Source organism: Streptomyces sp. NPDC051243 (genome assembly GCF_044455405.1).
In the GTDB taxonomy this organism is placed as follows: domain Bacteria; phylum Actinomycetota; class Actinomycetes; order Streptomycetales; family Streptomycetaceae; genus Streptomyces.
Genome location: NZ_JBITES010000005.1, coordinates 488,358 through 507,090 on the forward strand (window position 1 = coordinate 488,358; position 18,733 = coordinate 507,090).

The 18,733-nt window shown below is 71.6% G+C and carries 15 protein-coding genes; 5 read left to right on the forward strand and 10 right to left on the reverse strand.

What is annotated here, in order from left to right; all coding sequences use genetic code 11:
- Positions 1-57: 57 nt before the first annotated feature.
- Entirely contained in the window at positions 58-1,437 is a 1,380-nt protein-coding gene (locus tag ACIBAG_RS16055; protein ID WP_399105330.1) for a CAP domain-containing protein, read from the reverse strand.
- A gap of 149 nt (positions 1,438-1,586) precedes the next feature.
- A complete protein-coding gene (locus tag ACIBAG_RS16060) occupies positions 1,587-2,831 on the reverse strand; it encodes a serine hydrolase domain-containing protein (protein ID WP_399105332.1) in 1,245 nt (414 codons plus the stop codon).
- Positions 2,832-3,036: 205 nt separating this feature from the next.
- On the opposite strand from ACIBAG_RS16060, the gene ACIBAG_RS16065 reads away from it, so the two are divergent.
- From ACIBAG_RS16065 to ACIBAG_RS16080, 4 genes are all read left to right on the forward strand, one after another.
- On the forward strand, positions 3,037-4,215 hold the full coding sequence (locus ACIBAG_RS16065; protein WP_399105334.1) for an ROK family protein: 1,179 nt from the start codon (positions 3,037-3,039) through the stop codon (positions 4,213-4,215).
- Positions 4,216-4,247: 32 nt separating this feature from the next.
- Complete coding sequence (locus tag ACIBAG_RS16070; protein WP_399105336.1) at positions 4,248-6,059, forward strand: alpha-galactosidase D; 1,812 nt, start codon at positions 4,248-4,250, stop codon at positions 6,057-6,059.
- Positions 6,060-6,121: 62 nt separating this feature from the next.
- Positions 6,122-8,497, forward strand: coding sequence for a glycosyl hydrolase family 95 catalytic domain-containing protein (locus ACIBAG_RS16075; protein ID WP_399105338.1), 2,376 nt, complete (start codon positions 6,122-6,124; stop codon positions 8,495-8,497).
- The gene (locus ACIBAG_RS16080) at positions 8,494-9,687 is read left to right on the forward strand and encodes an SGNH/GDSL hydrolase family protein (protein ID WP_399105340.1); all 1,194 of its coding nucleotides are present in this window, start codon (positions 8,494-8,496) and stop codon (positions 9,685-9,687) included. The genes ACIBAG_RS16075 and ACIBAG_RS16080 overlap by 4 nt, the downstream gene beginning before the upstream one ends.
- A 13-nt stretch (positions 9,688-9,700) precedes the next feature.
- Here ACIBAG_RS16080 and ACIBAG_RS16085 read toward each other — a convergent pair whose 3' ends face one another.
- The 4 genes from ACIBAG_RS16085 to ACIBAG_RS16100 form a co-directional block, all read right to left on the reverse strand.
- The gene (locus tag ACIBAG_RS16085; protein ID WP_399105342.1) at positions 9,701-10,054 is read right to left on the reverse strand and encodes a UBP-type zinc finger domain-containing protein; all 354 of its coding nucleotides are present in this window, start codon (positions 10,052-10,054) and stop codon (positions 9,701-9,703) included.
- Positions 10,051-11,496 carry an ATP-binding protein gene (locus ACIBAG_RS16090; RefSeq protein ID WP_399105344.1) on the reverse strand — a complete coding sequence of 482 codons (1,446 nt, stop codon included), beginning with the start codon at positions 11,494-11,496 and terminating at the stop codon, positions 10,051-10,053. The genes ACIBAG_RS16085 and ACIBAG_RS16090 overlap by 4 nt, the downstream gene beginning before the upstream one ends.
- On the reverse strand, positions 11,493-13,169 hold the full coding sequence (locus tag ACIBAG_RS16095) for an FAD-dependent oxidoreductase (protein ID WP_399105346.1): 1,677 nt from the start codon (positions 13,167-13,169) through the stop codon (positions 11,493-11,495). The genes ACIBAG_RS16090 and ACIBAG_RS16095 overlap by 4 nt, the downstream gene beginning before the upstream one ends.
- Positions 13,170-13,336: 167 nt before the next feature.
- Positions 13,337-13,690 (reverse strand): VOC family protein, encoded by a 354-nt coding sequence (locus tag ACIBAG_RS16100; RefSeq protein WP_399105348.1) that lies wholly within the window; start codon positions 13,688-13,690, stop codon positions 13,337-13,339.
- Positions 13,691-13,752: 62 nt separating this feature from the next.
- Here ACIBAG_RS16100 and ACIBAG_RS16105 point away from each other — a divergent pair, with 62 nt between their 5' ends.
- Complete coding sequence (locus ACIBAG_RS16105) at positions 13,753-14,625, forward strand: universal stress protein (RefSeq protein ID WP_399105350.1); 873 nt, start codon at positions 13,753-13,755, stop codon at positions 14,623-14,625.
- Positions 14,626-14,634: 9 nt separating this feature from the next.
- Here the strand turns inward: ACIBAG_RS16105 and ACIBAG_RS16110 are convergent, their stop codons facing one another.
- The 4 genes from ACIBAG_RS16110 to ACIBAG_RS16125 form a co-directional block, all read right to left on the reverse strand.
- Positions 14,635-15,867 carry a DUF4032 domain-containing protein gene (locus tag ACIBAG_RS16110; protein WP_399105352.1) on the reverse strand — a complete coding sequence of 411 codons (1,233 nt, stop codon included), beginning with the start codon at positions 15,865-15,867 and terminating at the stop codon, positions 14,635-14,637.
- Between the two features lie 40 nt (positions 15,868-15,907).
- Entirely contained in the window at positions 15,908-16,654 is a 747-nt protein-coding gene (locus tag ACIBAG_RS16115) for an MBL fold metallo-hydrolase (RefSeq protein WP_399105354.1), read from the reverse strand.
- Between the two features lie 49 nt (positions 16,655-16,703).
- Positions 16,704-17,882 (reverse strand): acyltransferase, encoded by a 1,179-nt coding sequence (locus ACIBAG_RS16120; RefSeq protein ID WP_399105356.1) that lies wholly within the window; start codon positions 17,880-17,882, stop codon positions 16,704-16,706.
- Positions 17,883-17,995: 113 nt separating this feature from the next.
- Positions 17,996-18,625 carry an alpha-ketoglutarate-dependent dioxygenase AlkB family protein gene (locus ACIBAG_RS16125; RefSeq protein WP_399105358.1) on the reverse strand — a complete coding sequence of 210 codons (630 nt, stop codon included), beginning with the start codon at positions 18,623-18,625 and terminating at the stop codon, positions 17,996-17,998.
- Positions 18,626-18,733: the final 108 nt, after the last annotated feature.

The window sequence follows — 18,733 nt, forward strand, 5'->3', positions numbered from 1 at the left end:
GTGTCCCGGACGGCCCCGTTCCGGCCAGCTCGCCTCGTGTCTGCGTCGCGAGCTCCGTCACGCGCCGAAGAGCTGTGTCCAGTAGGTGCCCGCAGGGCCGCCGCCCGCGAAGCCGATCCCGATGTGGGTGAAGTCCCGCTTGAGGATGTTGGCGCGGTGGCCGGGGCTGTTCATCCAGCCCTCCACTACCTCGGCGGGGGAGCGCTGGCCACACGCGATGTTCTCGCCGATCGTGCGCATGCGGGAGCCCGCGGCGGCGGCCCGGTCCCAGGGCCGGCTTCCCTCGGGCGAGGTGTGGGAGTAGAAGGCGCGGGCCGCCATGTCGGCGCTGTAGGCCTGCGCGGCGGTGCCGAGTGCGGGATCGACGGCCAGGGGACGCAGCCCGGCCCCGGCCCGCTCCCGGTTGGTGAGGCCGACGACCTCCGCCGCCGTGCGGGACAGATCCCCCGGCGTGAGCGGCCGGGCCCACAGAGCGGTCCAGTACGTGTCGCCCGAGGGGCCGCCCCTGACGTACCCCAGGGCGGCGTGGTTGAAGGCCGGGTCGTGCAGGGTGCGGCCTGCCTGCTCGGTGCGCAGGCAGTACGCGACGAACTCGGCCGGTGTGCGCGGGCCGGAGACCAGGTGCTCGCCGACGGTGACATACGCGTACCCGGCCGCGGTGACGCGCTGGTACACCGAGACGCCGTCGTGGCCCTCGACGCCGAGCCGTCCCGCCGCGGCCATGGCGGCGGCGTGGGCCTGAGCGGCGGTGGCGAGGCGGGCGTCGAGGGTGACCGCGGGTGAACCAGCTCCGGCGCGGGCGGAGTTGACCAGGCCGAGGAAGCCGTCGGGGTCGGGGGAGGTGACCGGTGGGGCGGCGACGGCGGACAGGGTGTGCATCGTGGGCCGTGCGGTGGGCATCGGCGGAGTGCCGGCTGCCGGCTGCGCGGGTGCCGACAGCGCGGGCGGCGGCGTCGCGTCCTCGACGACGTCCACGCCGAAGTCACGCGCGATCCCGGCCAGTCCGTCCGCGTACCCCTGCCCCAGGGCCCGCAGCTTCCAGCCGTCGCCGCGTCGGTAGATCTCCGCGAGCAGCAGCACGGTCTCCTGCCGCGGGCGCGGTGGGGCGAACCGGGCGATCGCCCGGCCGCCCGGGCCGGTGACATGGAGTGTGGGGGCGGGCAGCCGGCCCAGGGCAGTTCCGGGGTCGGCGGGGCTGACGACCACCGTGACCCGGGTCGCCCCGTGCCGCAGTCGGGGCGGGTCCACGGTCAGGGTGTCGCCGTGGAGCCGGGCCCCGGGTGCGGACGGCTGGTTGTAGAACACGAAGTCGGCGTCGCCCCGGACCTTGCCGCTGTCGTCGGTGACGAGCGCGGACACGTCGAAGGGGCCGGGCACCCGTACGGTCACGCTGCCGCCCGGGAGGGGCAGATTGCCCCCGGGAACCAACTCGCTCATCGTGCCGTCCAGGTGGGTGGTCGAGATCCGGTGGATCCGGGTGGGTGGTTCGAAGTCGGGTGGACCTTGGTGGTGGTGCGAGATCCGGTGAAGGGGATGTCCGGAAAACGTCCACCGGATCTCATGGGTTCCCGCCCGACGTGCGCGGCTCAGTCCGCGTTCGGGCGCAGCCGGTTCCCCGGCGCGGTGTCCTCGGGCCGCTCGACCGGTGCGGTGACCGGGCGCGCCTTCGCCTCCTTGCCGCAGAACGAGGACTCCAGGGTGCCCAGCAGGGAGTTGAGGACCGTGCCGTTGTTGGAGGTGTTGGCGAGTGCGGTGAGGCTGCGCCTGCCGTCCTCGGACGCGAACGCGTAGGTGTAGTAACCCTGGACGGCGCCCGTGTGGCCGTACACCCGGATCCCGCACGACAGCCGGCGGCGCCGCAACCCGAGCCCGTACTCCTGGTTCGTCCCCGACGCCACCCAGCGCTGCATCTGGGCGAGCTGTGCCCGGGAGGTCAGGCGGCCGCCGAGCAGCGCCGACAGGAAGGTGTTGAGGTCGCTTGTGCTGGAGATGACCGCGCCCGCGCTCTGCGCCCAGGACACGGTCTGCTCGGTCGAGTCGACGAGCGCCGCGCCCGCCGCGTCCGGGGTGAGATAGCCACGGGCGTGGCGGCCGGGGAGCTTCGTGCCGGGGTGTACGTAGAAGGTGTCGCGCAGGTCCAGCGGGCCGAAGATGCGGTTCTCGTACTCGGTGCGCACGGAGTGGCCGGTCAGCTTCTCGATGAGCATTCCGGCGACGACGAAGTTGGTGTTGGAGTAGGAGTACGCGCCGCCGGGCTCGGTGGTCCGTGGCTTGCTCAGGGACCGGTTCACCAGTTGCCGGTAGGTGAAGACCTTCCTTCGGACCGCCTCGAAGCCGGGAACCGTCTGCGCGAACATCTCGTTGGTGTAGTCGTGCAGGCCGCTGCGGTGGCTGAGCACATGCCGCACCGTGATGCGGTCGTCGGGGAGCAGACCCGGCAGATAGCGGTTGACCGGGGCGTCGAGCTTCAGCTTCTTCTCGTCGGCCAGTTGCAGCAGGACGACGGCGGAGAAGACCTTGGTGACGCTGCCGATGCGGAACCGGTCGGCGTTGCTGATGGTCCGTTCGGTCTTGCGGTCGGCGACACCCGTGGCCGCCCAGTGGACCGTGCCGTGGTCGTCGAGCCGTGCCATCGCGCCGGGGGCGCCCTGCCGGCGCACCGTGTGCAGGACGCTCCACAGGCCCTTGACGTCGGGCTGAGGCAGGGCACTCGCCGAGGTGTGGGCCCTGGTGGCGCCTGGTGGCGAGGACACGGCGTGTGCGGGCACCGCCAGGAGCGACACCAGGGTCGCCGCCACCGCCATACCCCTGACCACCGTTGCTGAGACCATCCGCCTTCTCCCGTTTCCGTCGATGTGCCGCTGATACGAGAACGATCACCCTCGCGCCGGGCAACTCCTCGCGCCCCGTCACATCGCCACGAGCGCCGCGCAGTTGGACAGTCATGGATCACCGGGTGGGGCTCCTCGGCGGCCGCCTCCGCGAATCCTGCTTCTTTTATTGACGGCGGAAAATAATGACTCTAGGTTCCCGGGCATGTCCTCGATCCGCCGCGCCGAGGCCTTCCCGGCGAGCACGCCGGCCGCCTCGCAGATCTTCACCACGGTTCTCAGCCACGGGCCCCTCACCCGCCTGGAGGTGGCCCGGCGCGCGGGACTGTCCCCGGCCGCCGTCACGAAGGCGGTACGGCCGCTCATCGAGGCCGGATACCTGGTGGAGGGCGCGGACGACCAGGCCCGTCCCGCGCTCGGCCGCCCCGCCAACCCGGTGCGGGTCGACGGGGGACGGGCCCTGTTCATCGGCGTCAAGGTGACCGGCGACGAGATCATCGCGGTGCTCACCGACCTGTGCTGCCGCATCCGCGTCGCCCGGCACGCCCCGCTCCCGGACCGCGAACCCAAGGGGGTGCTGACCTCCGTCGCCGGGCTGGCGGGCGAACTGCTCGCGGAGGCGGGCGATTTGGGGATCCCGGTCCTCGGCCTCGGTATCGCCGTCTCCGGTGATGTCGACCGGGGCGCGGGCGTCGTCCGCTACTCGCCGTTCCTGGAGTGGCGGGATGTTCCGCTCGCCGAACTCGCCGCCACGACCACCGGGTTGCCGGTCACCGTCGACAACGACGTCCGGGCCCTCACCGTCGCCGAGCAGTGGTTCGGCGCAGGCGTGGGCCTGTCCGGCTTCGCCGTCGTCACGGTCGGCGCCGGCATCGGCTGCGGCCTCGTGGTGCACGGCCGGGTGGTGGCCGGAGCGCACGGTGTGGCCGGAGAGATCGGCCATGTGACGGTCGACCCCGCCGGCCCGCACTGCCACTGCGGCAACCGCGGCTGCGTGGAGGCCATCGCGGGGGACGCCGCGATCCTTCGGCGGATCCGCGAGACCACGGGCCTCGAAGTCGCCGACACCGCCGAGGCCGTGGCGCTGGCCCACCGGGGGAACGCGGGTGCGCGCGAGGCGTACGCCCGCGCGGGCGAGGCGATCGGCCGCGGCATCGCCACCGTGGCCAACCTGCTCGGCCCCGAGCGGGTGATCATCTCCGGCGAGGGTCTCGCCGCCCATGACCTGTTCGCCGAACAGATCCGCGACGCGTTCGCCGCGGCCGCGTTCGGCTCCGCCGCCGAGTGCGACGTACAGACCCGCCCGCTGCCCTTCGAGGAGTGGGCGCGCGGGGCCGCGGCCACCGCAATCCAGTCCTTCATCAGAGCCGACGACCAGCGGTAGCGCCGCTGAACCGACCCCGGGAGGTACGACCCATGCGGTCATCCTCGTACTCCGTCATGCCCGTACGCGCCCTGAGAACCGTGGTGGTCCTGGCCCTCACCGCCGCGGTCACCGCCGCCGTGCCCGCCGCGCGGGCCGGGACCACCGAGACCCCGGCCGTCACCACGCCCGTGGCCGCCAAGCCCTACATGGGCTGGACGAGCTGGACCATGCAGTCGTCGAAGTACCCGGGTCTCAACCCGAAGGGCGACTACAGCTATCTGTCCGAGGCGAACGTCATCAAGCAGGCCGACGCCATGGCCGCCAAACTGAAGAAGTACGGCTACGAATACGTCAACATCGACGCCGGCTGGTGGATGGACTGGTCCTGGACGCCGCGGTTCGACGAGTACGGCCGGCAGCAGGCCGACCCGAAGCGCTTCCCCAGCGGCATGAAGGCCGTCGCCGACCGTATCCACGCCAAGGGCCTCAAGGCCGGCATCTACCTCCCGGTCGGCCTGGAGAAGGGCGCCTACAACGACGGCGGGAACCCGATCTGGAACGCCGAGGGCTGCACGACCGGCGACATCGTGTACGACGACCTGCGCACGACCAACGGCTGGGACAGCGCCTACAAGATCGACTTCTCCGACCCCTGCGCGCAGAAGTACATCGACTCCCAGGCGCGGATGTTCGCCGACTGGGGCTACGACTTCCTGAAGCTCGACGGCGTCGGCCCCGGCTCCTTCAAGAGCGGCGACAACTACGACAACGTCGCCGATGTCGCCGCCTGGCAGAAGGCCATCAGGTCCGCCGGCCGCCCGATCCACCTGGAGCTCTCCTGGTCCCTCGCCTACAGCCACGTCGAGGACTGGAAGAAGTACTCCAACGGCTGGCGCATCGACACCGACGTCGAGTGCTACTGCAACACCCTGGTCACCTGGGAGAACTCCGTCGACGACCGCTGGGACGACGCCCCGGCCTGGACCGCCCACGCCGGCCCCGGCGGCTGGAACGACCTCGACTCCCTCAACGTCGGCAACGGTGAGATGGACGGCCTCACCAAGGCCGAGCGGCAGAGCTACGCTACCCTGTGGGCGATAGCCAAGTCCCCGCTGTACACCGGCGACGACCTCACCAGGCTCGACTCCTACGGCCTGCGGCTGCTGACCGACCGCGAGGTCATCGCCATCAACCAGCGCGGCGGACCGCCCGCCGAGCCCGTCACCGCCTCCGACCCGCAGCAGGTGTGGGCCGCCAAGAACCCCGACGGCACCTACACCGTCGCCCTGTTCAACCTCGCCGACGCACCCGCCTCCGTGACCGCCGACTGGTCGACCCTCGGCTTCGGGGGCAGGGCCTCCGTGCGCGACGTGTGGAACAAGGAGAACCTCGGCACCTACACCGACAAGATCACCCAGGCGCTCCCCGCGCACGGCTCGCGCCTGTTCACCGTCACCGCGCGCGGCACGGACCTCGCCTGGACCGCCCACGAGGCCGAGGCGGGCACCAACACCCTCAGCGGCAACGCCTCCGTGGCCGACTGCGCAGCCTGCTCCGGCGGCCGCAAGATCGGCAACCTCTACACGGGCGGCAAGGTCACCGTCAACGACATCGTGGTCGCCAGGGCCGGCACCTACCAGATCAAGGTCGCCTACGTCAGCGGTGACTCCCGTACGGTCCTCGTCTCCGCCAACGCAGGCGGCGCCACCTCTCACAAGTTCGCGTCCACCGGGGACTGGTCCACCGTCAACAGCGTCCACGTGCCGGTGAAGCTGAAGGCCGGGGCCAACACGATCACGTTCGACAGCGGCACCGGCTACGCGCCGGACATCGACCGCGTCGACGTACAGACGTCTCTTTGACCTCCCTCCATCGGGGCCCGGCCGCGCGCCGGGCCCCGGCCCAGACGCCTTCGGAGCCGCACATGAACTCCAGCCCGAACGAGCCGAGCCGAAGAACCCTCCTCTCCCTCGCCAGCACCGCAGGCCTCATCACCGCCCTCGGCTCGCTGCCCGCCTTCACCGCCTCCGCCGCACCCGCCCGCCCCGCCGAAGTCCCGCTCCCCGCCGACTCCTCCCGCCACCGACTGTGGTGGCGGGCGCCCGGCGACGAGGGCTCGCTGATCGAACAGGGCCTCCCGATCGGCAACGGCCGTATCGGCGCCCTCGCGAGCAACGACCCCGGCCGCGAACTGCTGCTGATCACCGACGCCACCATGTGGACCGGCGGCCTCAACGACACCCTCGACCAGCACGGCCAGTTCCCCTACGGCCGCTCCGACTTCGGCTCGTTCACGCTGCTCGCCCGGCTCACCGTCGACCTCCCCGACCACGACCTCGGCGCCGTCAACGGCTACCGCCGCATGCTCGACCTGGCCCAGGGCCTGGTCACCAGCACCTATGTCCGCTCCGGCGTCACCTACCGGCGCGAGATGTACGCCAGCCACCCCGACGACGTCATCGTCCTGCACTTCACCCAGAGCGGCGGCGGCCGCTACACCGGGACCATCACCCTCACCGGCACCCACGGCGAACAGCCCACCGCCGCCGGGTCCTTCGGCGCGACCCTCCCCAACGGCCTGCGCTACGGCGCCGCCGTCAAGGCCCGCGGCAGCGGCGGCAAGGTCACCGTGCACGGCACCCGCATCGACTTCTCCGGCTGCGCGGACCTCACCGTGGTCGTCAGCGCCGGCACCGACTACGCACCCGACGCCGCGGCCGGCTTCCGCGACCTCGCCCTCGACCCCGAGCGACTGGCCCGTACGAAGGTCCGCGCCGCCGCCGCGGAATCGGCCGGCGCCCTGCGCCGCACCCACGTCGCCGACTACCGCGCCCTGTACGGACGACTCGGCCTCTCCCTGGGCACGTCCACGGCCGCGCAACGCGAACTGGACACCTGGGAGCGCCTGCACGCCCGCAGCCGCGACCCGGAACCCGACCCCGAACTGGAAGCGGCCTACCTCCAGTACGGCCGCTACCTCATGATCACCGGCTCGCGCGACAGCCTGCCCATGGGGCTGCAGGGCCTGTGGCTGGACGGCAACGACCCGGACTGGATGGGCGACTACCACACCGACATCAACATCCAGATGAACTACTGGATGGCCGACCGCACGGCACTGCAGCCGTGCTTCGACGCCCTCGCCGACTACTGCGTCGCCCAGCTGCCGTCCTGGACCGACCTCACCCGCCGCCTGTTCGACGACCCGCGCAACCGCTACCGCAACTCCTCGGGAAGGACCGCCGGTTGGGCCGTCGCCTTCTCCACCAACCCCTACGGCGGATCCGGCTGGTGGTGGCACCCGGCGGGCAACGCCTGGCTCTGCACCACCCTGTGGGAGCACTACGAGTACACCGGGTCCCGGGAGTACCTGAAGAAGATCTACCCGCTCCTCAAGGGCGCCTGCGAGTTCTGGGAGGCGCGGCTGATCGCCGTCACCCTGCCCGGCACCGCGAAGGAGGTGCTCGTCGACGACAGCGACTGGTCTCCCGAGCACGGCCCGCAGGACGCCAAGGGCATCACCTATGCTCAGGAACTGGTGTGGGCGCTGTTCGGCAACTACTGCACCGCGGCGGCCGAGCTGCGGAGGGACACCGACCACGCGGACACGATCGCCGCACTGCGCGGAAAGCTGTACCTGCCCCGGGTCAGCCCGACCACCGGGTGGCTGGAGGAGTGGATGTCGCCGGACAACCTGGGTGAGACGACGCACCGGCACCTGTCCCCGCTCTACGGCCTGTTCCCCGGCGACCGCATCCGCCCCGACGGCTCCACCCCTTCCGGCATCGTCGCCGGCGCCACCGCCCTGCTCACCGCACGCGGCATGGACAGCTTCGGCTGGGCCAACGCCTGGCGCAGCCTGTGCTGGGCCCGCCTGAAGAACGCCGACAACGCCTACCGACTGGTCGTCGACAACCTGCGCCCCTCGACCGACGGCAGCAACGGCACGGCCTTCAACCTCTTCGACATCTACGAGGCGGAACGCGGCCGGGGCATCTTCCAGATCGACGCCAACTTCGGCACGCCGGCCGCGATGGTGGAGATGCTGCTGTACTCCCGGCCGGGACACATCGAACTCCTCCCCGCGCTCCCGGACGCCTGGGCCGCCTCGGGGTTCATCAAGGGCGTGGCCGCACGCGGCGGCTTCGAGATCGACCTGAGCTGGCGCGACGGGAAACCGACCGAGGTCCGCGTCCGCAGCGTCGGCGGCCGCGCCACGGCGGTCGCGTACGGCCACGTGTCGCGCACGGTCACCCTGAACCCCGGCGCCTCCGTCACGCTGAAGGGCCTCGCCCGGTGAGGCCCGCGCTCCCGCTGGCCGTCGTCCTGCTGACGGTCGCCGCCTGTCAGTCCGCGCCCGCCGCCCGGACGGCCGCCGACGGCAGCGGCGTCGTCACCTGGGCGGCGAGCGCCGACCGCATGGGCGACGGAGTCGCCGGCCGCGGCTACCGCCTCGTCGTGCACACCAGCGCGGCCGGAACCGACCTGCGGATCCGGCTCTCCAACGCCTTCGGGGACCGGCCGCTCACCATCGACAGCGTCTACGCGGGCATCCAGAAGCAGGGCGCTGAGCTACGACCGGGCAGCAACCGGCGCCTGAGCTTCGGCGGCGCGCGCACGGTCACCGTGCCGGCGGGCGCCACCGTATGGAGCGACCCGCTGCCCGGCCGGCTGCCCGCCGCGACCAACTTGGTCGTCAGCCTGCACAGCCCGGACGCGGGTGGCCCGGCGAGCGGCCACTGGATGGCCATGCAGACCTCGTACGCCACCCAGGGCGACCACACCGCCGAGGAGAGCGGCGCCGCCTGGACGATCCCGACCGGCTCCTGGTTCTACCTCGACGCCGTCTCCGTACACGCCTCGCAGGGCACGGGCGCGGTGGTGGCCCTCGGCGACTCCATCACCGACGGCTGGCAGTCCACCTCCGACCTCAACCGTCGCTGGCCCGACTACCTGGCGCGCCGCCTGCAGCGGGCGGACACGGCGGTGAAGGGCGTGGCCAACGAGGGCATGTCCGGGAACAAGGTGCTCGCGGACGGCCCCGGTCAGAGTGCGCTGAACAGGCTGGAGCGGGACGTCCTGTCGCAGCCGGGCGTGCGGACCGTGTTCCTCTTCCAGGGGGTGAACGACATCAAGGCCCACACGGGCGTCACGGCCGACGACCTGATCGAGGGCTACCGCGAGATCGTCGACCGGGCGCACGCGGCCGGCAAGTGCGTCGTCGGCGCGACCATCGGCCCCTTCAAGGGCTGGCACGAATGGGACCCGGCCGCCGAGGCCGTACGCCAGGAGGTCAACGACTTCATCCGCGGCAGCGGCGAGTTCGACGCCGTCACCGACTTCGACCGAATCCTGCGCAGCCCCTACGACCGGGCGAGGATGCTGCCCGCCCTCGACGGCGGCGACCGCATACACCCCAACGACAAGGGCATGCAGGCCATGGCCGACGCCGTCGACCTGAACGCGCTGGACTGCGACGTCACCGGCTGATCGGCACCGGACCTCAGGCGCGCAGCGTCTTCGCCCAGTCCTGCGGAACCCGTCCCGCGGGCCCCGGCGACGGCTGGTCCGCGGGATGGCTCACCGGTGCCGCGAGCTCGGGCCCCGACTCGTAGATCTCGTTCGTGGCGTAGTTCCAGAACCACTCCTCACCCGGCTCGAAGCTCTGCACGAACGGATGCCCGGTCTGTCGGAAGTGCGCGGTGGCGTGCTTGGCGGGTGAACTGTCACAACAGCCCACGTGCCCGCACTGCGCGCACCGCCGCAGATGGAACCACCACCCCCCGTCGGCGTCGCATTCGGCACACCCGCTCCCGCTCGGCGGCACGCTCGGATCGATTCCGTCGTCGCTGGTCATTCGGACTCCTCCTCGGCCGCTGCCAGCGGCAGCAGCACCTGGAACCGCGTGTCACCGGGCTCCGACTCCACCTGGATGTTGCCGTGATGCTTGTTGACCACGATCCGCCAGGAGATGTCCAAACCGAGCCCGGTGCCCTCACCCACGGGCTTCGTGGTGAAGAACGGATCGAAGATCCGGCCGCGGATCTCCGCCGGGATGCCCACCCCCGTGTCCCGGAACTCCACCAGCAGCCGGTCGTGATCCGGAGCCGTCCGCACGGTCAACGTCCCTTCGCCGCCCGCGCTGTTGATCGCGGACACCGCGTTGTCGATGAGGTTCGTCCACACCTGGTTGAGCTCCGCCGGGTACGCGGGGATCTTCGGCAGCGTACGGTCGTACTCCTTGACGACCCTGATCCGCCGGCCGATCTTGCCGGACAGCATCAGCAGGGTGCTGTCGAGGAGTTCGTGCACGTCGGCGTTCTGGAAGGGCGCGCGGTCGAGCTGGGAGTACTGCTTGGCGGCGTCGACGAGCTGCGAGATGCGGGCGGTCGAGTCGTTGATCTCGTCCATCAACAGCTCGGTCTCCACGGTGTAGTTGAGCCACCCGATCGCGCTCGGCAGGATCTCCTCGTCGACCGCCGCGGCGACCTGGTCCAGCCAGTCCACGTCGAGACCGGCCTGCACGAAGGTGGGCGCGATCCGCCAGCCCTGCGGGATGTCGTGGTCGTCGAGCCAGTCGGTGACCGTGTCCTCCCGGTCGGCGGCCTCCAGCGGACTGAGCGTGGGGGCCTTGGCGACCCGCTCGGCGGTGCGTTCCTGGATGTCGACGAGGTTCGCGATGACCTCGGGGGAGTACGACCCCTGCGTGATGACGGCCAGCTTGTGCCGCATCTTGCCGACCCGCTCGCGCAGCGTCGCGGTGGCCCGTACGGCAGCCGCCGCGGGGTTGTTGAGCTCGTGGGTGAGACCGGCGGACAACGAGCCCAGCGCCAGCAGCCGTTCGCGTTGGTTGATGGCCAACTGGGTGCTCTTCTGCCCGAAGAAGAGGCCTTCCAGCAGGTGCAGGGCCATCGGGAACCAGTCGCGGATCACTGCCGCGAAGGTCTCGGCGGGCAGGACGAAGAACCGCGTCGGCTCCGTGACCCGCATCGAGCTGTTGTAGACCTGCGGCACCCGGTCCCCGAGGTAGGCCTGCCAGGCCCCGGAGTACACACCGCGCTGGGAGGTTCGGGTGACCTCCACGTCGTCACCGCCGACGCGCCGGGACAGTACGACCGTGCCCTCGACCATCACGTAGAAGCAGGTGGCGGGATCTCCCTCGGTGTACACCGGTCCCGGCTCGAACCTCTCCACCCGTCCCTCGCTGCACAGCCTGCCGAGCTGCTCGGGCGTGAGCTTCTCGAACAGGAACAGCGCCCCGATCTCCTGGGGGTTGCACGGCATCGGCTGACCGCTCATGACTGCTCCAGATAACGGTGGACGAGCATCACGGCCATGGCTCCCTCACCGACGGCGGACGCGACCCGCTTCGCGGACTCCGCACGCGCGTCGCCCGCCACGAACACACCGGGAACGTTGGTCTCCAGGTGGTACGGCGGCCGGTCCAGCTCCCAGCCCGCCGGCGGCAGCCCGCCGGAGGTCAGGTCGGGCCCGGCCAGGATGAACCCGCGCTCGTCCCGCAGCACCGTCTCGCCCAGCCAGTCGGTGAGCGGGGCCGCGCCGATGAACACGAACATCCACTGCGCGTCGACGAGTTCCGTCCGCCCGCTGTCCACGTCGCGCAGCGTCAGCTGCTCCAGGTGGTCCGAGCCGTGCGCGGCCTCGACGACGGTCCGGGCGCGTACCGAGATGTTCGGCGCCTCGTCGATCTGCTGGATCAGGTAGTGCGACATCGACGCCGACAGCGACTCACCGCGCACCAGCAGCGTCACCGACTTGGCGCCCCGCGACAGATACATCGCCGCCTGCCCGGCCGAGTTGGCGCCGCCGACGATGTACACGTCCTGTCCGTGGCAGGCCGGGGCCTCCGTCAGAGCCGACCCGTAGTACACCCCGCAACCGGTCAGGTCGTCGCAGCCCGGCGCCTGCAACTGCCGGTAGGACACGCCGGTCGCCAGGATCACGCTGTGCGCGGCGACCGCCGAGCCGTCCGAGAACCGTACGATCCGGGCGGCGCCGCTGACCTCGAGTCCGGTCACCTCGCGCGCGGTGAGGATCTCGGCACCGAACTTCGTCGCCTGCCGCCGCGCCCGGTCCGTGAGCTGCGCCCCCGACACACCGTCCGGGAAGCCGAGGTAGTTCTCGATCCGGGAGCTCTGCCCGGCCTGCCCGCCGGTCGCCGACCGCTCCACCAGCACGGTCCGCAGCCCCTCGGACGCCCCGTACACGGCGGCGCCGAGCCCGGCCGGGCCGCCGCCGATGACGACGAGGTCGTAGAAGTCCGCCGTCGGTGTCGTCGCCAGGCCCACCTGCGCGGCCAGTTCGGGTGCCTCGGGCGCCACGAGGGGCGTGCCGTCCGGCGTGACCACCAGCGGCAGCCGCTGCCCGTCCTGCCCGGCGGCGGCCAGCAGCCGCTGCCCCTCGGGCTCGTCGGCCGAGTACCAGCGGTACGGCACCTGGTTGCGGGCCAGGAACTCCCGCACCTCCGACGAACGCGCCGACCAGCGGTGCCCGACCACCTTGGTGCTCGGCACCGGCCGGAAGTCGCTGCGCCGCCATGCCTCCAGCAGGTCGTCCAGGACCGGGTAGAGCTTCTCCTCCGGCGGGTCCCACGGCTTGAGCAGATAGTGATCGAGATCCACGACGTTGATCGCGTCGATCGCCGCGTTCGTGTCCGCGTACGCGGTCAGCAGCACCCGGCGCGCGCCCGGGTACACGTCCAGGGCCTGTTCCAGGAACTCGATGCCGTTCATCTGCGGCATGCGGTAGTCGGCCAGGATCACGGCGACGAGATCACCGCGCAGCTTGAGCTCGCGCAGTGCCTGCAACGCGGACTCGCCGGACTCCGCGCGCACGATCCGGTGCGACTCGCCGTAGCGCCGGCGCAGGTCACGGGCGACCGCCCGGGACACTCCCGGGTCGTCGTCCACGGTCAGGATGACGGTCCGCGCTGCTTCGGCGGCCTGTGCCATGCGTCTCCCACCCCGGCGTCGCTTCTCGGCGCGACGGCGAGCGTCCTCAGGGGGCGGGTCGTCGAGCCGACTCCCGGCCATCGTATGTTCGATCCGCCCGCTTCGCTCAGGTACGCGACAGGTGGGAGAACTCCGAGGGCGCCCGGCGCGGCCGCCGTCGGTCGTCGTCAGGGGTGGCGCGCGGCGAGCACGCAGAACTCGTTGCCCTCGGGGTCGGCGAGCACCACCCACGGCTCGTCGCCCTGGCCGACGTCCGCGTGGCGCGCGCCGAGTGCCAGGAGGCGGGTCACCTCGGCGTCCTGGTCGTCGGGGCGGAAGTCGAGGTGCAGGCGGTTCTTGACGGTCTTCCCCTCCGGGACGGGCGCGAAGAGCAGTCCGGGCAGGCGGTCCTTCCCGGGCCGGATCTCGTACTCCTCGGCCGAGTCGTTCACCACGACCCATCCGAGCGCCTCGGCCCACCAGCGCCCCAGGGCCACGGGATCGGCCGCGTCGACGTTCAGTTGCTCCCACTCCAAAGCCATGGCTGCAGGGTAGTGAAGACTGGGCCCGACGGACGAGATCGCGACTTGAGGAGGCAGCCGGAATGACGCGCCCGATCACGGTAGGGGTCGACGGATCGGAGGAGAGTCTCGCCGGGCTGGCCTGGGCCGCCCGGGAGGCGGTCCGCCGGGGGCTCGGCCTGCGGGTGGTGCACGCCTGGAGGTTCCAGCCGCACGAGACGATCGACGCGGGGGACCCGGACACCCAGGTCCGGTGGGTGCGGGAGGGGCTGACCGAGGCCGCCCGTTCCGTCACCGAACGGCACCAGGGCCTCGACGTCACCACCGACGTCCTCGACGGCCCGGCGGCCGAGACGCTGGTCGCCGCGGCGGCGGACGCCGAGATGCTGGTGCTGGGATCGCGGGGCCACGGCGCGGTCGTCGGGTTCCTGCTCGGCTCCGTCGGACAGCAGGTGATCGCCGGGGCCGCGCGGCCCGTCGTTCTCGTACGGGCCGGGGACCGGGCCTCCGCCGAGGCCGCCGGGCGCGAGATCGTCGTCGGTCAGCACGGCAACGCGGACGACAGCGCCGCCGCGTTGCGGTTCGCCTTCGAGACGGCCGCCGCGCGCGGAGCGACCGTGCGTGCCGTACGGGCCTGGACCCTGCCGCCGCTGTTCGCCTACAGCCCGGCCTCCCTGAAGCTCCTCGACGACGCCGGAGGCCTGGAGCCGTACGAGAAGAAGGCTCTGGGCGAGGCGCTGCTGCCGTGGCGGGAACGCTTCCCGGACGTCCATGTCGTCGAGCACGTCGAGATGGGCAGCGCCGGGCAGGTGCTGCTGTCGGTCGCCGGTCGGGCCCAGCTGATGGTCGTCGGGCGCCGCGCCCGCCGTACGGCCGTGGGTGCCCGGATCGGGTCGGTGGCGCACGGTGTTCTGCACCACGCCGACTGCCCGGTGGCGGTGGTACCGCCGGCCTGAGAGCCTGTGTCACTCGGCGGTCGGCTGGAGCGTCTCCCGGGCCGTGGGCAGGATGTTCTTGATGTAGTCCTCGACCACCGCGTCCAGCCCGATGTCGTGCTGCGCCCGCTCGGACAGGTACCAGCGGTGTTCGAGCAGTTCGTGGTAGATCTCGGCCGGGTCCATGGAGCCGCGCAGCTCCAGTGGTACGGCTCGCACCGTGGGCCGGAAGACGTCGCGTACCCAGCGGTGCGCGAGCACCTCGGGGCGGGCGCCGAGGGGGTCGCCCGGGGCGTAGTCGTCCTGGGTGGCCATCCAGCTCTCCAGGTCGTTCAGGAGCCGCCGGGCCTGGTTCTCCTCGGCGTCCAGGCCGGTGAGACGCAGCAGTTGACGCTGGTGGTGGCCGGCGTCGACGACCTTGGGCACGAAGGTGACCGTGTCGCCGTTCGCGGCGTGCTCGATCTGCATCTCGGCCACGTCGAAACCGAGTTCGTTCAGGCGGCGTATCCGGCGCTCTATGTAGTGGTACTTGCCCGCCGGGTACACCGAGGTGCGGGTCAGCTCCTGCCACAGGCTCCGGTAGCGGGCGCAGATCTCGGTGCCGAACTCGATCGGGTCCACCGAGGGGTGCAGCGCCCCGGACGCCTCCAGGTCCAGCAGCTCACCGCTGATGTTGACGCGGGCGAGGTCCAGGTCGTAGTCGCGCTGGCCGTCGCTCAGCTGCGGGTGCAGGTCGCCGGTCTCGGCGTCCACCAGGTACGCGGCGTACGCGCCCGCGTCCCGCCGGAACAGAGTGTTCGACAGGGAGCAGTCTCCCCAGGCGAACCCGGCGAGGTGGAGGCGGACCAGCAGCACGGCGAGCGCGTCCATGAGGCGGTGCATGGTCGCCGGACGCATCGTCGTCTCGAACATCGAGCGGTACGGCTGCGAGCCGCGCAGGTGCCGGGTGACCAGCACCGACTCCAGCGGGTCGCCGCCCGCGTCGGTGCGGCCGGTGACGACGGCCAGCGGGTCCACCGCCGGGATGCCGAGCCGGTCCAGGTCCCGCAGCAGCTCGTACTCGCGCAGCGCCGGGCGCTCGGCGAGCTCTTTGACGGCGATCACCTCGCTGCCGGCGCGGGCGTAACGCACGATGTGCCGTGAGATGCCGCGCGGAAGCGGGACCAGGACCTCCTCCGGCCACTCCTCCAGGGGCAGGTGCCAGGGCAGCTCCAGCAGGAGCGCGGGATGCTCCGGGTTCGTCGCGCTGATCTGCAGTGCCATGGGCCGTTCGTCCTCGCCTCGCGGTGATCGTCACCTCACCTTAAAGTGCGCGCTCGCGGGCCTGAAGAGCGGCTTCCCGCACCGATCCGCGGTGCGACGGTCCGTGCCCGGGCAGCAGCACGTCGCCCTTGAGGCCTTCGAATACGGCCAGCGAGGCCACGGCCCGGGCACGCTCGCGGTGGAACATGTCCGGCAGCAGCTGCGGCCCCTTGATCCGCGAGGTGGGATGCCCGCTCACCAGGGCATCGCCCGCGATCACCACACCGGCGTCGGGCAGGTGGTAGGCGCAGTGCCCGTCGGTGTGGCCCGGCGTGTGCACGGGGACGGGACGGCCGGGCAGGTCCAGCGGACCGGCCGAGGGGAACGCCTCGGGCGAGGTGACCGGCACGTGCGCGGTGCCGCCGGAGCGGATCGCGTGGATCGCCCAGGGCAGCACACCCGGCCGCCAGCCGTTCCTCAGGACCGTCCCCACGTTCACCTGGTGCAGGAACTCCCGGCGGGCGTGCGGCACTTCGGCCTCGTGGAGGTATATGGGCGTGCCGTAGGTGTCGCGCAGGTACTCGGCGTTGCCCAGGTGGTCCGTGTGCGCGTGGGTGATCAGTACGGCCGTGACCGCCTCCGGTGAACTCCCCACCTGCGCGAGCGAGGCGAGGAGCGTGGCCCGGTCGCCGGGATAACCGGTGTCGATCAGCGTGACCGCGTCGCCCTCGGCGAGGATCACCCAGTTCGTGTTGCTGCCGTGCACCAGATGGGTGCCGTCCGCGACTTGCTGCACATCTGCCCGCATGATCGCCCCGCGTGGTGAGGTCCGTGCCCGACGGACACAGCAAAGCAGATCAGGGTGAATGCGCCTCCGGCGGGGCCGGACGCATCCCGAACAGGAACCGCGTCAGCCGCGTCCTGCGCACCACGCACTCGTACAGCACGAGGATCACGGCCAGCGAACCGGTCACGATCACGGCGTACTCGACGACGATCGGCGCCGGCCGGCCCACCACGCCGTAAGCGAGGGCGACCACGACCGGCTGGTGCAGCACGTACAACGGCAGGGCGGCGAGCCCGAGATAGACCATCGCGCGCGAGGGCGGCCCGGCCTCGCGCGGCCGCCGGTCGAGAAGCCCGAGGATCGCCACCACCCAGCACCAGCCCGCCGCCCCGAACACCGCCCTGGTCACCAGGGCGAACGGGCTCCACTCGGTGAACGGGTCGTCCAGGGAGAGGAACCCGGGCGCGGTCCCCGCGAACAGCACCAGCCCGGCAACCCCCACCGGCACGGCGAGCCGGCGCAGCGCGGCGCGGACGCGTCCGTCGTCGGCGAGGGCGTAACCGAAGAGGAAGAACACCAGGTAGGCCCAGCGGTTCCAGCCCGCGAAGCCCTCCTCCATGCCCAGGAACGCGTTGATCGCGGCGAGCGGCAGGGCGGGCAGGAGGAGCAGGGCGGGGCGCCGCTCCACCGTCCGTCCCGCGCGCTCGGCCCCGTCCGCGAGCGGAGCCGCGACCGGGGCGAGGAGCAGGCTGAAGGTCAGCAGCAGCACGACGAACCACAGGTGCCCGGTCTCGAAGTACTCCCCGTCGAGGACGAAGGGGAAGTCGGCCAGGTCCGGGCGGACGGTGAGGAAACGGGGCCAGAAACGCCAGTACGACTCGTCGTAGCCCGGATCGGCGGCCCGCAGCCGCAGCCACTGGGGGAGCGGGCACAGCACGAGCGTCGCGAAGACCAGCGGAACGCCCAGGCGCAGCAGCCGTTCACGGCTGAAGCGGGCGGGTCCGCGTCGGCGGATCGAGTACCGGGAGCCGAGCCCGGCGACCAGGAACAGCATGGGCATCGCCCAGACGACCGCGAAACCGGCGAGCACGGTGACGGCGTCGGTCGTCTCGGCGTTCTTGACGTAGAAGTCGTCGTCCGGCGAGAACACGAGGCCGGAGTGGAAGAAGACCAGCCCGAGGACGACGAGGACCCGCAGCGCGTCCAGTTCGCCGCGCCGGGGAGCGGTGGCCGGTGCCTGCGTGCTCACCCGCCCCAGTGTGGGGGCACGGCAGGGCTTCGCCCAGAGGAAGGGCCGCCTCCGGCACCGTCCGCCGGAGGCAGCCCCGCGTGCGCCCGGAGCGGCCGCCTCTGAAGCGAGCCTCAGTGCACGCCGCGCGGGCGGAACTGGATGCTGATGCGCGGTCCCGTGGCACGCGTGGTCTTCGGTACCGAGTGCTCCCAGGTCCGCTGACAGGAGCCCCCCATCACGATGAGGTCGCCGTGTCCCAACGGACGGCGTACCGTCGCGCCGCCGCCGCGCATCGGACGCAGCAGCAGATCCCGGGGCGCGCCCACGGAGAGGATCGCCACCATCGTGTCCTCCCGCGCGCCGCGCCCGATCCGGTCCCCGTGCCAGGCGACGCTGTCCCGGCCGTCGCGGTAGTAGCACAGCCCCGCCGTCGTGAACGGTTCGCCCAGCTCTTCGCCGTAGTGCGCGGTCAGCGCGTCGCGGGCGTCGGCGAGCACGGGATGGGGGAGCACGTCGTCCGCGCCGTAGAAGGCGAGCAGGCGCGGTACGTCGACGACGTGGTCGTACATCGTGCGCCGCTCCGCCCGCCACGGCACCTCCGCGGCCAGCTGTTCGAACAGGGCGTCGGCCCCGCTGAGCCAGCCGGGCAGGACGTCGATCCAGGCGCCATGGGTGAGTCGCGTACGGAGGATCCCGGTGAGGGAGCCGAGCCGCAGCTCGTCGGTCTGGTCGAACAGGGAGCCCTGGAGGTGCGTGGCCATGGTTCCAGCGTACCCCTGAATCGAATATCTGTTCCTATTGAAATCCCGTCTTGGATTCTCGACCTGCCCCTTTGGATACATTGCTGTATCGGATACATTCATGTATCG